The 16,269-nt window shown below is 48.2% G+C and carries 13 protein-coding genes and 1 pseudogene; 9 read left to right on the forward strand and 5 right to left on the reverse strand.

What is annotated here, in order from left to right; genetic code table 11:
- Positions 1-129 precede the first annotated feature (129 nt).
- Positions 130-1,449: a xylose isomerase gene (gene xylA, locus ASG89_RS14525; RefSeq protein ID WP_057311429.1), complete on the forward strand. Its 1,320-nt coding sequence runs from the start codon at positions 130-132 to the stop codon at positions 1,447-1,449.
- A gap of 342 nt (positions 1,450-1,791) precedes the next feature.
- On the forward strand, positions 1,792-2,679 hold the full coding sequence (locus ASG89_RS14530; protein WP_057311430.1) for a DUF3231 family protein: 888 nt from the start codon (positions 1,792-1,794) through the stop codon (positions 2,677-2,679).
- 492 nt (positions 2,680-3,171) lie between these two features.
- On the opposite strand, the gene ASG89_RS14535 is transcribed toward ASG89_RS14530, so the two are convergent.
- The 4 genes and pseudogenes from ASG89_RS14535 to ASG89_RS38465 all read right to left on the reverse strand — a co-directional run.
- Positions 3,172-3,885 (reverse strand): S-layer homology domain-containing protein, encoded by a 714-nt coding sequence (locus ASG89_RS14535; RefSeq protein WP_235549762.1) that lies wholly within the window; start codon positions 3,883-3,885, stop codon positions 3,172-3,174.
- 8 nt (positions 3,886-3,893) lie between these two features.
- Positions 3,894-4,541 (reverse strand): hypothetical protein, encoded by a 648-nt coding sequence (locus ASG89_RS14540; RefSeq protein WP_057311432.1) that lies wholly within the window; start codon positions 4,539-4,541, stop codon positions 3,894-3,896.
- Positions 4,542-4,627: 86 nt separating this feature from the next.
- Complete coding sequence (locus tag ASG89_RS38460) at positions 4,628-4,909, reverse strand: YiaA/YiaB family inner membrane protein (RefSeq protein ID WP_321166507.1); 282 nt, start codon at positions 4,907-4,909, stop codon at positions 4,628-4,630.
- Positions 4,883-5,101, reverse strand: a pseudogene (locus ASG89_RS38465) (YiaA/YiaB family inner membrane protein); the annotation flags it as partial. The pseudogene ASG89_RS38465 and the gene ASG89_RS38460, both read right to left, overlap by 27 nt.
- A gap of 286 nt (positions 5,102-5,387) precedes the next feature.
- Here ASG89_RS38465 and ASG89_RS14550 point away from each other — a divergent pair.
- From ASG89_RS14550 to ASG89_RS14580, 7 genes are all read left to right on the forward strand, one after another.
- The gene (locus ASG89_RS14550; protein WP_057311433.1) at positions 5,388-5,969 is read left to right on the forward strand and encodes a TetR/AcrR family transcriptional regulator; all 582 of its coding nucleotides are present in this window, start codon (positions 5,388-5,390) and stop codon (positions 5,967-5,969) included.
- 61 nt (positions 5,970-6,030) lie between these two features.
- The gene (locus tag ASG89_RS14555; RefSeq protein WP_057311434.1) at positions 6,031-7,932 is read left to right on the forward strand and encodes an alpha/beta fold hydrolase; all 1,902 of its coding nucleotides are present in this window, start codon (positions 6,031-6,033) and stop codon (positions 7,930-7,932) included.
- 317 nt (positions 7,933-8,249) lie between these two features.
- Positions 8,250-9,539, forward strand: coding sequence for a glycoside hydrolase family 18 protein (locus tag ASG89_RS14560; RefSeq protein WP_057311435.1), 1,290 nt, complete (start codon positions 8,250-8,252; stop codon positions 9,537-9,539).
- A gap of 180 nt (positions 9,540-9,719) precedes the next feature.
- A complete protein-coding gene (locus ASG89_RS14565) occupies positions 9,720-12,320 on the forward strand; it encodes an Ig-like domain-containing protein (protein ID WP_057311436.1) in 2,601 nt (866 codons plus the stop codon).
- A gap of 179 nt (positions 12,321-12,499) precedes the next feature.
- On the forward strand, positions 12,500-12,901 hold the full coding sequence (locus ASG89_RS14570; protein WP_057311437.1) for a hypothetical protein: 402 nt from the start codon (positions 12,500-12,502) through the stop codon (positions 12,899-12,901).
- A gap of 148 nt (positions 12,902-13,049) precedes the next feature.
- Positions 13,050-14,180, forward strand: coding sequence for a carbohydrate kinase (locus tag ASG89_RS14575; RefSeq protein ID WP_057311438.1), 1,131 nt, complete (start codon positions 13,050-13,052; stop codon positions 14,178-14,180).
- Positions 14,181-14,183: 3 nt separating this feature from the next.
- The gene (locus ASG89_RS14580; RefSeq protein ID WP_057311439.1) at positions 14,184-15,098 is read left to right on the forward strand and encodes a pseudouridine-5'-phosphate glycosidase; all 915 of its coding nucleotides are present in this window, start codon (positions 14,184-14,186) and stop codon (positions 15,096-15,098) included.
- Between the two features lie 108 nt (positions 15,099-15,206).
- On the opposite strand, the gene ASG89_RS14585 is transcribed toward ASG89_RS14580, so the two are convergent.
- On the reverse strand, positions 15,207-15,794 hold the full coding sequence (locus ASG89_RS14585; RefSeq protein ID WP_057311440.1) for a nitroreductase: 588 nt from the start codon (positions 15,792-15,794) through the stop codon (positions 15,207-15,209).
- Between the last annotated feature and the right edge of the window lie 475 nt (positions 15,795-16,269).

The following is a 16,269-nucleotide window of genomic DNA, read 5'->3' on the forward strand; positions in this document are numbered from 1 at the left end:
GAAATGATTCTAACATAGAAGACTTTTTCGTGCACCAACTAAGTTTGTTTAATGAATTTACAAACTTTCGGAATGATGCTATGATACCTTCATAAGCACTTATCATTCATTTATACGGAGGCTGAATTCATGAGCTACTTTGACAATGTTCAACAAGTTAAATACGAGGGCCCGACATCCACGAACCCACTTTCCTTTAAATTTTACAATCCAGATCAAGTTATTCTAGGCAAAACAATGCGTGAGCATATGCGTTTCGCAGTCGCTTACTGGCATTCTTTCTCTGCTAATGGTTCCGACCCATTCGGCGCTGGCACTAACATCCGTGCTTGGGACAAATACTTCGGCTTAGAGCTGGCGAAAGCTCGCGTTGACGCTTGCTTCGAGCTTCTAAACATTCTAGGTGTCGACTACTTCGCATTCCACGATCGCGATATCGCGCCTGAAGGCAACACCCTGCAAGAAACCAATGCCAACCTCGATGAAATCGTTGGTTTGATCAAAGACAAAATGGCTTCCACAGGCAAAAAGCTTCTATGGAACACAGCGAACATGTTCACGAACCCGCGCTTCGTTCACGGGGCTGCTACTTCCAACAATGCAGAAGTTTTTGCTTACGCAGCTGCACAAGTGAAGAAAGCTTTGGATCACGCGAAAGAGCTTGGCTCTGAAAACTACGTGTTCTGGGGTGGGCGTGAAGGTTACGAAACGCTTTTGAACACGGATCTTGGTCTTGAGCTCGACAACCTTGCTCGTTTCCTTCACATGGCTGTAGCTTATGCCAAAGAAATCGGCTACACTGGTCAATTCCTAATCGAGCCTAAACCGAAAGAGCCTTCCAAGCACCAATACGATTTCGATGCAGCGACAACTCTTTCGTTCTTGCAAAAATACGACTTGCTTCCTTACTTCAAATTAAACCTTGAAGCTAACCATGCAACACTTGCTGGTCACACGTTCGAGCACGAGCTTCGTGTAGCCCGCGTTAACGGCATCCTTGGCTCCATCGATGCGAACCAAGGCGACTTGCTGCTAGGTTGGGATACAGATGAGTTCCCAACTGACTTGTACGCGACAACGATGGCGATGTACGAAATTCTTTTGAACGAAGGCGGCATCGGTCGTGGCGGCGTGAACTTCGATGCGAAGGTTCGCCGTACTTCCTTCGAGCCTATCGACGTTGTGTATGCACACATCGCTGGTATGGACGCATTCGCTCGCGGCTTGCAAGTTGCAGCTAAATTGATCGAAGATAAAGTATTCGATAACATCCTTGATACGCGCTACGGTTCCTTCAAGTCCGGTATCGGCGCAGACATCGTGTCTGGCAAAGCAGACTTCAAGTCCCTTGAAGCTTATGCACTTGAGAACAACGGACCAATCGTGAACCAATCCGGCCGTTTAGAATTGATCAAAGCTACTGTGAATCAATATTTACTTAACGCTTAATTTGTTTATCACTGAAAATCCCGCTTCAGCCATTGGGCTGGCGCGGGATTTTTGTATGCTTCCATTACACCATTGCTGAAACACCTTTTTATTTCGCCAACCGCTGTGATGAAGCTAATGAATCTATTGGATATGCCAATCAGTTTTTAGAAATCATTAAGAAAATACAATCAAATATGTCCGTAAGGGAACACTAATTCGTTTTTGGCGCTCCGATGATCGTATGACAAGATTTTCACGAAAAAAAATGGTCTGCCCCAAGGTAGATAATTTCTACTTGAAGGAGGCCCTTTTCTTATAGGTGAAGTATCACCGGTATAACCAAAGAGAACTAAAAATACAATGTGTGACTCCAAAGAAGTGTTGGAATATGCACTTTCTTTGTCTAAGAAAAATGTTTCGACTGTAACAGAAATTTTTAATAATGAGAAGTTCCCCGTTCCAGTTGGGTTTACGGATAAGGATGTAAATCTTAATGCTCCGAGATTATATTCTGATACCTTCTTTTTGAATTATATCCATCAAACTACAAAAAGCGGATTCAGTTTATATACCATCGCATTACCTAACATCGCTCGTTCAGATGTACGTGATTTCATATCGGGGTGTATTATATCTTTGACGGAACTATACAATAAAGTCGCAGACGTATCCTTATCCAAAGGTGTTTTTATACGTCCACCTTATATTACGGTTCCCCATGACGTTGAGTTTGTTGAATCGAAGGGTTTTTTTAACGGTTTTTTAGGTCATGTCCGCCCTCTAAATGCTTTGGAAATCACGCATTTATATTCGAATATACAATCAAATGCCCTAGGTAAAGCCCTCATAATGGGTTTCAGTCAAGTGACTACATCTGATGAAATTAAAAAATATTTTAATCGCGGCAAGGATATAGCTGCAAAACACCTTGAAGTCTTAAGTAGTACACTTCTAAAAGAAGATTTGCCTGCTCCAATGACCTGGGACCATGATGTTATGGATTCGAAAGAATCTCCATTTTCAGAAAAGTTAATGCTTTTTCATGTTAATGGGTTGAATGCATTGGGAGTCTTTAATTATGGAGCATCATTATCTGGAAGCCAGCGTCATGATATTCATGTCGAATATGGTAGTCTGATCGCTGAAATCGGTCTCTATGCTGAAGCCGGGGCTAAACTAATGGTAAAAAATCATTGGTTGGAACAAACTCCTTTATCACCCGACCGAAATGAATTAACTAAAGTATAATGGGATGTCCTCCATTAATTGAAATGCTAGGAATCGCCTGAATGAGTATAGTAGTGCTACCTTCCACCTTTATTTCCTCCACTCGCAGGTTTCCGCGTTGAAATACATGGTAGGTAGCTGAACTTGTGCTGAAACAATTAGAATAACTAACAAGTTGGATTAGCTGGATTTCATGTAGTTATTTCTGCACAAATTGCCAATTTCATTGAAATAACTGGAAAATAGGCTGCTAAAATTGCCACATTGGCTTGAAATCGACGATATCGGCATTTTTAACTGTAGATTTGCCATCTATTCTTCGAAACTAGCGGAATAGATGGGAAATAGCTGTAGATTTTCCAGTACGAGCAAGTTGCCCCAGACGGACATCCAATGGAAGCAGATGAGCTCCGAACCATGAGCGACCAAGCAAAAAAACCCGCTTCAGCCATACAGCTGAGGCGGGATTTTTTATATGCATCTATACTGATGCAGCCTAAATTGCTGGCTCTACTATTTCAGTGCATCACGAATCGCTGCTTCGATCTGATCCATCGGATCTGTGCTCGGTGTCTTATAAAGCCCGCTAGCCACCGCGGCCTCGGCGCTCACGGCTTTGTCATCCTCGACCAGCTTCTGCAACAGCGTGCGCGTGCTGCCCTTGAGCTTGGTCTGGATGGCGCGATACGCCACCGCAACCATCTCGTCGCGGCGAAACACCGCGCCTTGCGCGATCTGCTGCGCCTCACTCGCGCTGAGCAAGCCGCTTGTCGCCGCAAGCTCGCTGGCCATCTGCGGCTCTGCCTCTGCATAGCCAAGCGCGCGCAGCGTCAGCGCCAAGAACTGCTCGCCGGTGATGCTCGCATCCGGTGCAAAGTGCACGTCGGTGACACCGTGCACCAACGCTTTACTAAACGCGAAGCCAACGGACTTCGCGGCCCAGTGCGTCGCCGGCACATCCGTGAACGGCGAGCTCAGCCCTTGCGCATTCGCGGCGGCGGCCTCCCAGCCGAACAGACGCAGCAGCATCGTGGCGCCTTGCGCCCGTGTTAGCGTCTGGTCGAGCTCGTAGCCGCGATCCGTGCCTTGGAACAGCTGCAGCTTGTTCAAACTGTCGGCTTCAGCCGTGTGCTTCACCCCAGCGTCCGCAGCCCAAGCTCCTGCGGCAACAAAGAGTATCGAAACGAGCATAATGCTTATTGTCGTCATGGAAAGCTTTTTAAACATAGTTCTCATCACGGTTGCACCACCTGATTCTTACCTACATAGCGAAGCGTAGTGAGGTCAATCTCATAAGAGGTCTCCGTAAGCTTTTGAAAGAACGGATCCGACTCTGTCTTGAATTGTCCATTGAAGCGAATGCCAAACCTTATCGGGTTGCCAAATGCATCCCACTCACGAGATAGCTTGATTGCTTTCACGCCATCGGAGTAATCCTTTACGACACTTTTTTCGGCCAGCTTTTTACCTGTATAGAACTCGGTCTCCCGCCCTATTATTCGCATATTTGAATTATAGATAGGGCCAAACCCGTTGGATAATCCGCGAGCACTGTTCACACCATCCGAAACGCTGATGAATTCCTCTGTCATGAAGTTACCCAGCATATTGGTCAACTTGACCACACCGTACAGCACTTGCAGAGGCTTAGCGGCGTTGCTATAAACAGCATCATAAACAGATGTCGTCACCGTTGGTTTAGCCGTGTTTCCTACAGGATAAGCGGTAAAAGATGCCGCATATTGCACCTCAATATCCTGCATCTCATACGTGATCCCGCCGGGCTTAGTGACAGTTTGCTCAGCCCCCCACACGGGAACTGTGAACCCAAGACAGCTTATTAACATGAACGCAGAGATTGCTTTACTTATTTTCCCAGTCATACCAAATCCCTCCCATTCATAGATTACTAGATGATTGGGAGGTTGGCAATATTTTCTATATTGGCTAGATGAGTTTTGAGTTGTTACTAATCTTCCACTTTAATCTCATTTGCATGAGGTGATGCATGTACGTGCTGCACAGCAATTAGCGCATCGTCATCGTTATTATCACGGACTGTTTTTTGCAGAACAAATGAGGACATGGTCAGGAACAAAGCCGTGACGGCGTAGTACCCTTTAACCGATAGCAACTGCTCCAGATTAATGATCCCGATGAACATCCCCAGCAAGGCTAAACCAAATGAACTCCACGCTAAGAAGGTAAAAGCCGATGTATTCCGTTTGCGAGACTCATACCCATCCTCCAAATTATCTCGAATGACCTTCTGCAGCACGAATGCTGACATGGTGAGAAACAGTGCACACACCGCGAAATACCCTTTCACGCTAAGCGATTCCTCAAGTGTATATATCCCAATAAACATTGCTACGAAAGCTCCAATAAAGGAGGCCCATGCCATAAAAGTAAACGCTGCCGTGTTCCGTTTCCGCTGATTCATCATATTAAAATCCCCCTATCGTTGCCAAGCAACGTTATGAATGACTTGCTCTTGATACTCAGTATATGGTGCTGCCCCTTTTCCAAATAGTACTATTTTTCTATAGTACCTGATCCTAAGACTAAATATAAATTCACTTTCTCGCACACAGATCTAACAACACCTCTCCAACCCCTGGCTGTAAGTGTGAGAAACATGACTACAGCCCATTGCTGGTGGATGCCCTTCTGCCCATATGACATGGAACAAATTGACATCACTAATTTAGTACTGTATAGTACTATTCATGACAAAGACAAAAAAAATAACCAATCGTGATGTTGTACTCCTGACCGCTAGGAATCTCTTTCTGACTCAAGGCTATTTGGCGACGAGTATGGACGAAATCGTGATCACCAGCAAGGTGTCTAAGACGAATATTTACTATTATTTCAAAAGCAAGGATGAGCTCTTAGCCGCGATTCTCGATCAGCTTATTGGGGCCTACACACAGCAAATGCAAGAGATCGCAGCCCGTTCAGACCTATGTGTACAGGAGCGTTTCGATCTTTTCTTACAAGGCATGGCAGGCCCAGAAACCAGCTTCTTAGCCGGCTGCCCTTTCCTCACGCTGTATACCCAGATGCCGCAAGAGGCGGATGAACTGAGACGGAAAGTGGGGTTGTTTTTTCAGGACCAAATGCACCTCGTAGAAGATCTGCTTCTAGAAGGTGTGCGCAAAGGAGAGTTCTCTCCTACTCTTTCTACCAAAGCTGTCGCAGGGCTTATCGTTTCAACGCTCGAAGGCGCTCTATTTCTACAGCATGCGAATCAAGATCCAGCTTTGCTGGGTCAAACACTTACTACTTTAGCCTATTTGCTAAAGTAATTTTTTTACACACAATTAGTACTAAACAGTACTATAAAATCACAAGATGGAGGTTATTCATTTGGCACATATTTTTATGACTGGTGGCACAGGCTTTATCGGAACTCATACGTTAGCGCAACTTTCCCAAGAGAATCACACGGTGTCTGTGCTCGTGCGGTCACGTTCGAGATGGGAGCACATTTGCAAGGGGCTCGGTTGGTCAGATAGCACTGATACAAACAGCCGCATCCGCCCTGTCATTGGCGATTTGGGCATGCCCGGCCTTGGCTTGAGTCACGCTGATAGGGAAGAGGTCTTGAGCGCAGATGTAGTTATCCATGCGGGCGGGCCGATGGATATTCGGATCAGCGAGGCAGAGGCGAGGAAAGTTTTCCTGCAAGCTGCAGAGGAAATGCTGCAATTGGCTGCGGACATTCAGCTGCGCGGAGGATTAAAGCATTTTATCCATGTGGTCGGGTTCAAAAGCCCCTGGACAGACGAAAACAGACACAATCCCGCTCCCATCATCGCACATTTAGAACAAGGTCCGCCGTATGAGCTGATGAAATGCCTCGCGGATTTGCGTATTCGGGAAGGCGCTCAGGAACTGGGATTCCCCCTTTCCATCGTTCATCCCAGCGTGGTCATCGGCAGCTCGCTGCATGGAGAAACGCCTCAGACAGGCGGTCTCGGCATTCTTGTCCGAGCTACGGCGCGCGGCTTAATGTCTATCGTACCTGGCGGTTCTACACATTGGTTACCGCTTGTCCATGTCGATCATGTCGCCTCCTTCATTCATTTATTAACAAAAGAAGCTTCTCCACCATCTACGCAAACCTACTATTTGTTGGATGATCCCAATGTGAGCCCTTCTATGAAGGAGCTAGTTTTCATGATCGCCAAAGAGTTGCGTGTCAGTACACCTCATGGATCCATCTCGCCAAAGTGGCTCAGTACGCTTTTAGGTACATCGCTAGGACAAAAGTTAGGCATTCCCAAAGAATCCCTTGAATTTATCGTGAAAACGAACACTCGTTTTCCGCTTGAACCGAAAGAAAGCTTGCTGCACAAACATAAACTCACGAATAAGGTTCTTGGTGAGATGCTGCCTTTCACAATTGCAGATCTTGATTTCCAGCTTGGGCATGGTCATATGCCTACGGAGGGGTTTGTAAGGGGGAAGCGCGGGCCTTTGGCTAGTCTGGAGCGAAGTGGAGCTGGGCGGCGTACAACGGAAGAGGGTTTGCTAAGGAGCGACACCTCCATTCAGCCAAAATCCACCCTCCTCTTCGTGCACGGCACGCTAAGCGGAGCGGATTGCCTGCTCCCTCTGGCGGCGCAGTTCCCAGAGCACGACGTCTGCCTGGTCGATCTGCCAGGCTTCGGGCGTTCGCCCTACCATCACGCTGCCGACGTGATGGAGGGCCACATCGCTGCGCTCGTCGAGGCGATCCGCGCCTTCGACAGACCGGTCACGCTCGTCGGCCACTCGCTGGGCGGCCTCCTGGCCGCCCACGCCTACGCCCGCGTGCCGGAGCGGATCCACAGGCTGCATCTGCTGCAGCCTGCCCTGCAACCGGCCGCGCGCATGTACCGCAGCGCGCGTCTCAACCATCTCGCGCTGCGCCGGCTGCGCGAGAAAGACCTGCGGAAGCAGCTGCTAGCGCAGCGCTGCTTCGTGGACATAAGTGACATACCGACTTCGTATGTCACTTATGTCCTGCAAGAACTGCAGTCGCCGCGTGTGCGGAAGACGACTGCCGAGACCCTCTCTGCGCTGGCACGCGCAGAGGTGTTACCTCCGCAGCAGCAGGCGGAGCTGCTACGGAGGGCTTCGATCCTGTGGGGCACCCAGGATCGCACTTGGGCCTTGGCGGAGGAGCTTCGCTCCGCCCGCGTGGTCGAGATCGAGGCAGCGCACCATTTCCCGATCTCGCATCCAGAGCTGACAGCCCAGCTGCTTCGGCAGCAAGGGCTGTAACCAAGCTCTCTACCTCATCCGTTTGCATTCAGAGGCGAGCCCTTTATCTTTTTCCCCTTAGTTGCCTCCAAGACATTCACCTAAAGCCCATTAGCGGAATAACATATGAGAAAACCTTTGACGCGGCCATTCCAGGGATGAGCGACCACGGTTAAGAGGTTAGTTTTATCGAAAAGCAGGCTCGGATACAGTCATTTCCGACTCCCCATCTCCTGAGCCTCCCACTTTGGGTGTCTCAGTTGCGCTTTAGCGAGTTTCAGCCACTGAGACTACCATGTAGGGCGGCTCGGTCATTTTTTTTCAAGGAGGCATAACCTATGCAAATTCACGTTGTCCAGAAGGGGCAAACGTTGTATCGTATTTCGCAAACCTACGGTGTATCCGTCGAAGAGGTGGCAGAGGCGAATGAGTTAACTCCCTCTCAATCGCTAGTCATCGGACAGGCATTAGTGATTCCGATTGTTGGCTCCTACTATTGGGTACAGCCTGGTGAGGGACTTTATCGGATCGCCCAGAAGCTCGGCATTGACCTCAACGTACTCGCATCTACCAATGGACTTACGTTATATCAAACATTACCCAGCGGTTTCCGATTATATATTCCCCCTACCCCGCGCAAACAAGCTGAAGTCAATGCCTATATCGAGCCTAGAGGCACGGATGTGTCACCTGTTCTCGTTCAAGCTGCCCGCGAAGCCGCACCACATTTGACTTACTTAGCTCCCTTCAGCTTCCGGATTAACCGAGATGGAACCTTGGTCAATCCGCCACTTAACGATTTGCGAGCAATCGCTACACAGCATGGCGTCACCCTCATGATGGTCGTCACCAACCTCGAGAATGATCAATTCAGCGCAGAACTTGGGCATGTCATTCTAACCGACGAAGCTGTTCAGAATCGTTTGCTCGATACCATCGAAACGACAGCGGATAAGCTTGGGTTTAAAGATATCCATTTTGACATTGAACATCTGCTCCCTGCTGATCGTGAGGCGTATAACAAATTTCTGCGCAAAGCAGTAGCTCGCTTCCATCGGAAAGGCTATCTCGTATCCACCGCGCTCGCGCCCAAAACAAGTGCAACACAAGCTGGCGCTTGGTATGAAGCTCATGATTATAAAGCCCATGGCCAAATTGTCGATTTTGTCATCATCATGACCTATGAATGGGGCTACAGCGGCGGACCGCCTATGGCCGTTTCCCCTATTGGACCTGTTCGCAAAGTGTTGGAGTACGCACGCAGTGAAATGCCCTCATCCAAAATCATGATGGGTCAAAATTTGTACGGGTACGACTGGACGCTGCCCTTTGTCCAAGGAGGCGCCTACGCCAAAGCGATTTCGCCGCAGGCAGCTATTGACCTGGCCCGCAAATATAACGCACAAATTCTATATGACTACACCGCCCAAGCACCGCATTTCAACTATTGGGATGACGCGGGTAAAGAGCACACTGTCTGGTTCGAGGACGCTCGCTCAATTCAGGCTAAATTTCATTTAATCGAAGAGCTGGGACTACGTGGCATCAGCTATTGGAAGCTTGGACTCAAATTCCCGCAGAACTGGCTGCTGCTTGAAGACAATTTCAAAATTGTAAAACGCGGTTAAACCTTGAATCCCCGCAAGCGCGTGAAAACCGGGGTTTTCTTTTTTTCGACATATTCAGTAAACTTTCAGCAATTAAATCCATGATTTCCCTTCATTTTTCGCGAAGAAATGCCGATGAAAATAGATATCTATTTTCATCAAGCAGATTCTAGCAACAGCTTTAATGGAGGGAAATGAAGCATGAAATGGTTTTCTCAAAGTAAATGGTTGTCCCTAGTCGTCATTTTCATACTAGCAAGTCAGGCTATGTTCACCGGAAATGCTTTCGCCGCGAATGACATTTCAAAGTTGGTTCTGAACAAAAATGAGCTTAACTTGCAGGTTGGCGATACAGCTAATCTGACAGCAACGGCCGTTTACACAACTGGCTCCACAGAAAATGCAACGGTCAAAACCGATTGGAACTCCGGCACAACCGATGTAGCAACTGTCTACGCAGGTGTCGTGACAGCCAAAAAAGAAGGTAAAGCCGTCATTACGGCCACCTATCTTGGAGAGACTGTCATCGTTAACGTAACGGTTACCAAAAAGGTGAAATCGTTAACCACCGATAAGCAAGACCTCGATCTTCGTCTCAATGGAACGAGTCAAGTGCTGATAACAGCTTACTATGACGACGGTACTTCTGCAGATGTAACAAGTAAAGCAGATTACACAGTCGGATCCAGCTCTGTCGCTACGGTGACGAATGGTCTAGTTAAAGGACAGAACCCAGGAAGCACGACCATCACGGTATCACATATGAATCAATCGATCGTTCTGGATGTCGATGTCGAGGTTGTACGTCGTCTTGACGCAGAAAAATCGAATGTTTCCTTACTTCTAAAGGGGACTACCGTGCTTGAATTAACAGCGACATACCCGGATGGCACGAAAGATAACGTAGCAACTAAAGCGGTATGGACCTCAGACAAGCCAGAGGTTGCAGATGCCATTAAAGGGACAATTACCGGATACAGCGTAGGGAAAGCGACGTTAACTGCTACCTACGGTACCAAATCAACGACAATTACGGTTGATGTGGATAGCACGGTGAAACTTGAGTTAGATAAACAAAGTATTTTGCTAAAGAAAAATGGGACAGGCACCTTAAAGCTTAACGCTACCTATCCAACAAGCACTACACCTACAGATATTTCGGAGCGTGCAGAATGGACTTCTAGTGATGAGAGTATCGTTACTGTAACCAAAGGCAAGCTCATCGGTAACGCTATTGGCGAAGCAACGATCTCTGCGAAGTATGGGGATAAAACAGTCACAGCGAAAGTTGACGTTGAGGTTCCACGTCGATTGGTCGTGAGCAGCGAGCTCGTTACCATGAAAACAGATGAAACTCAGCAACTCGAGTTATTTGCAACGTATGCAGATGGCTCAACAGACAATCTCGTAAAAGATAGAGCCGTATGGAGCGTAGATAATGAAAATATCGCTACGGTAACGAATGGACTTATCACACCATATAAAGCTGGTGTTGTTAATGTCACTGCTACCTATGGCGGCAAAACGACGACAACCAGAGTCGAAGTTGACGTCCCTACCACCATCCTACTTGACAAGAAAATAGTGAATATGCAAGTCGGAGACTCTACTACGGTCACAATGACTGCGAATTTCAAAGGGCGCACGGATGATGAACTGAATGACAAAACCAAATGGACAACAAGCAACAAAGATATTGTTGAGGTTCGTGACGGTATCATTACGGGTATTGCTACGGGGGCTGCTACGGTGACTGCTGAATATGGTACGCGTAAAGCAACTGTACAAGTTTCGGTAGGCGAGTTGAAGACTCTTACGATCAGCCAAGAGAAATTGACCATGAAAAAGGGCGATACGGTAACCCTAACCGCCGAAGCGGTGTATACCGATGATACCAAGAAACCTGTAACTACGGATGTCATTTGGACAAGTAGTAATGTTAAAGCAGCTACTATTGACAATGGTGTCGTAAAAGCCATCGCGTCCGGCGAAACGACGATTACCGCTCAACTGGACAACAAAACAGTTACGATTCCAGTAAAAGTGGATATGGCTAGTGAGTTGAAAGCCAATGTCGCTAGCTTGATTTTTGATTTAAATGAAACGAGATTGATCAAAATTACAGCAACAGATGACGACGGTGAAGATGTTTTAGTTACGAACGATGTAGAATGGAAATCCAGCAATACAGGCATTGCTACCGTATCTAAGGGTCTTGTTACACCAGTTTCCCGCGGTAAAGCAACCATTACAGCAACTTATGGCGGTAAATCAATCTCTGTTCCCGTAGAAATCGGTGTGATTGATAGCTTAACAGCGAACAAATCCTTTTTTGTAACGAAAAGTGGTTCTGAAACGCAACTGAAATTAACAGCGACTTTGTCCGATGGTACAACGAAAGACGTCACGGATAGTGCAACTTGGAAAGTTTCTTCGTATAAACTAGGTACTGTTGAAAAAGGTCTTTTCACAGCGACAGCTTCAGGAAAAACAACCATCACTGGTTACTTTGGTGGTAAAACCGTATCCATTCCTGTCGAAATCGACACCTTGAAATATTTGAAAACCAATGTCGTTAAGCTTACGCTGAAGGAAGGCGAAACGGCCAAAGTAGAAGCTATAGCAACCTATACGGATGGATCTGAGGATGATGTCACCAAACCAGCATTATGGACAACATCCAACATCATGACCGCAGACGTTAAGGATGGCATTATCAAAGCAACCGGCAAAGGAACTGCCCGTATTACCATTTCTTATGGCAATATGAAAACTACGGTTCAAGTAACCGTCACGAAGTAAGTAAGCTGCCCCAGAACCGTTGTCTTCCTAGTTATTAGGAGGCAACGGTTCTTTTTCTATGTACGACGTCTGCCCCGGTATCGCTTCAATCTCCATGCATAACTTCTCATTCGCAGGGGAATATATGCTTACTTACACTGAATGACCCCTATCTACTAAGTACCTGGAGGCATGGAATAATGGTTCGCTCTTTCAAATTAGCTTCGATTTCTTTCCTTACTTTTTCGCTTCTGCTTGGTGCTCATCAATATCGGCTGCATGCCCATGATCACAATGCACAGATGTCACAGACAGACAATCTGCAGCATTTAAAGAGCGGCCCTGCCACGATGTATCAAACCAATCCCTTTGGTATGCCAGGGGCGGAAACAAGTTTACTCCCCTCTGCCAATTTGAACGGCTACGCTGCCGCTTATGGGATTACACCGCCAACGGCGTTAAATGTGACTACCCTGCAAGCTCAATCCGTCGCTGCTACGCCAAAAGATAAATCGAGACCTTGGTATAGCTACCTCGGTTTATTAGGCCTACTCGGGTTGCTTGGATTAGGATCTCGTTCCAGATCTTCGTATTCGGAATAATAGTGGTTTGTTTTGGGCCTTTTAAGAAGCCTAGTTCCTTTGGGACGGGCTTTTTGTCATGCCCTCCAAAGACATTTGTTTGTTAAATAGACTTTTGTTTTACTGTGCGTTAAAATGAGAAGAGAACGACAAAGGAGGGGAACTTTGCATGGATCGTGAACAGCAAATCTTAGCGCTTATCCGTCAAAATCCGTTCATTTCCCAGCATGAAATGGCAGGTATCATCGGCATCTCCCGATCCGCGGTCGCTGGTTATATTGCCTCATTGACCAAAAAGGGAACGATTCGCGGCAGAGCCTATGTCACCTCCGATGAACATATGATTGTCTGCATCGGCGGAGCCAATCTCGACAGTAAAGCCACTAGCAAACATGCGATCCGCCTAGCTTCATCTAATCCTGTCACGGTAACCGAATCTTGTGGCGGCGTAGCTCGCAACATCGCGGATGCTTTGGCAGGGTTAGCTTGTCAAACAGCACTCCTAACTGTGGTTGGCGACGATAAAGCAGGTCAATGGGTACTGGAGGAAACGAAGCGCCGAGGCGTCGACGTCAGCCAAGCCATCGTATTAAATGGCGAGAATACGGGATCATACACAGCACTTCTCGATACTTCGGGTGAGATGTTTCTCGCTTTTGCCAATATGGATATCTACGATAAATTTTCACCAGCGATGCTTCGGGATAAATGGTCTCATATTGCCGCTGCCAAGCTCGTGATTGCAGATACGAATCTACCTAGCGAAACCTTGGAGGAGCTGATCCGTCGATGTCAGGAGGAGAATATCCCCCTCTTCATTGATCCAGTTTCCTCGGAGAAATCGAAGAAGCTTCCGACTGATCTTACTGGTGTAACGGCGATTACCCCCAATTTAGAAGAGGCCATACAACTAACCCATACACCGCTATCCATGAATCAGGACGTCATTGATATGTTCTATGTAGAGCCAAACCACTCGAAAATTGCTGGGACCATTCGCGAGCGTGGTGTGAAGCATGTTTTCATTACGCTCGGAAGCCACGGGGTTTTCTATTCAGGTGAAGACGGCGAACATCTCTTCCCCCCCATTCCAACTCAGGTGGTCGAGGTTACTGGTGCGGGCGATGCTTTCTTGGCTGGCCTTGTCTATGGCGTTACCCAACAACATTCGTATCTGAAATCCTGTGAATTCGGTCTTGCTGCTGCGCATATTACGCTTCAAACTAGTCAATCCACGTCCAGCGAGCTGAACGAGGAACGCTTGCAACTTACGATAAACACTATGACTAAAGGAGATTAACCCATGTTATCTAACTCATATTTAACTTTTACCGATGAAGTCAAGGAAGCTCTCGCGAACAATAAACCCGTCGTAGCGTTGGAAACGACGATTATTTCTCACGGTATGCCTTACCCGCAAAACATTGAAATGGCGAAAAAAGTGGAACAAATTATCCGCGATAACGGCGCTGTTCCGGCAACAATCGGCATCATGGATGGCAAGATCAAGATTGGCTTAAACGAGCAGGAGCTTGAAGCTTTTGCAACGAATGGGCATGTGGAAAAAGTAAGCCGCCGCGACTTCCCCTACATCCTCTCCTCTGGCAAAATCGGCGCGACCACGGTGTCTGCGACGATGATCGGCGCTGCCCTCGCTGGCATCGAAGTGTTCGCTACCGGTGGTATTGGCGGTGTCCACCGCGAGGGAGAAAGCTCCATGGATATCTCCGCTGATTTGACGGAGCTCGCGGCGACCAACGTCGCTGTCGTCTGCGCCGGCGTGAAATCGATCCTCGACATTGGGCGTACGCTCGAGTACTTGGAAACCCACGGCGTGCCCGTGGTTGGTTACAAGACGAGCGAGTTCCCTTCCTTCTACGCCCGCGAGAGCGGCTACGGCGTAGACTTCCGCCTCGATGAGGCGGCTGACGTGGCCGCAATGCTCCGCACGAAGTGGGAGCTGGGTCTGAGCGGCGGCGCCGTCATCGCCAACCCGGTCCCAGCGGAGTCCGCTATGGACCATGTCGAGATCGAGGGCGTCATCCAGCAGGCGCTGAATGAGGCCAAAGAGCAGAACGTGACCGGAAAGAAGGTCACGCCTTTCTTGCTAGCGCGGATTAAGCAGCTAACGGAAGGGCGCAGCCTGGAGACGAACATCGCGCTCGTGTATCACAACGCGCAGACCGCCGCAAGGATTGCGGTTGCGCTGAAGAACTAATCGAAAAAGCTCGCTCCCATGAGGGGGCGAGCTTTTTTTGTAGGCATAGGATCGTTTCGGAACGCAGCTCCGCTATTCGATCGAAATTCGTCCTCTTCCGAGAGATAGTTACTCTGTTACCCATTGTGTTTTCAAGGCAAATGGAACACGCGCTGCCTTCGTTGGAATGACTTCCGGGTAACCGATGTAAATAAAGCCGACCATCTCTTCTTTACCGGAGAGACCGAAGTTCTCTTGCATTTTCGGATGGTACGTGGGATCGCCAGTCCGCCAAATGGAACCCAAACCTAGGGCATGTGCAGCTAGCATCATATTCTGTACAGCGCAGTGAACGGCCGCGTATTCCTCAATCACGGGTACGACGGGCTTCTCCGACGGGGAGACAGCTACAGCAATCACGAGCGGAGCTCGAAACGCTTTCTTCTCATTGCTACTGCGTAATTGCTCTTCTTCTTCCTCAGACAGTGCCGCATCTGCACCTGACTTTGCTTCCGCAATGGCGACTTCGGCATACCCCCGTCCCAAAAGCTTCCTGCCTTCACCCGACATTACCCAGAACCGCCAAGGTTCCGTATTCGCATGATTCGGTGCCCAAACTGCAGCTTCTAAGATCTCTTCAATCAACGCGTACTCGATCGGATCCTGCTTGAGTTTCCCAATACTGCGCCGCTGGCGAATCGCTTCTTTCACATCCATGCTTCCCACTCCCCTTCTGTTGAATTATTACAGCTGCTCGGTATTGCCGGCGTAATCGCGCCGATTGGGCGGTGCTGCCAGGGTAATAACGCCCTTTTCGGACGTTATTGCCTCACCTCGGCACACTCCGGGCGGCTTTAACGCCCTTTTTGGGCCTTATTCGGCCCAATCGCGCATCTTCGGCGGTGTGGTCAGTGCTTTAACGCCCTTTTCGGGCGTTATTGCCTCACCTCGGCGCACTCCGGGCGGCTTTAGCGCCCTTTTTGGGCCTTATCGGGCCCAATCGCGCATCTTCGGCGGTGTGGTCAGCGCTTTAACGCCCTTTTCGGGCGTTATTACCTCACCTCGGCACACTTCGGGCGGCTTTAGCGCCCTTTTTGTATCTGAGTCAATAGAGTGGACACAAAAAAAGCTAAGAAATCAGTTTCTGTTGTTTGTAAAACTGTGATTCAAACTTATCTGGAGACAAATAGCC

Source organism: Paenibacillus sp. Soil766 (assembly GCF_001428105.1).
Classification (GTDB): domain Bacteria; phylum Bacillota; class Bacilli; order Paenibacillales; family NBRC-103111; genus Paenibacillus_E.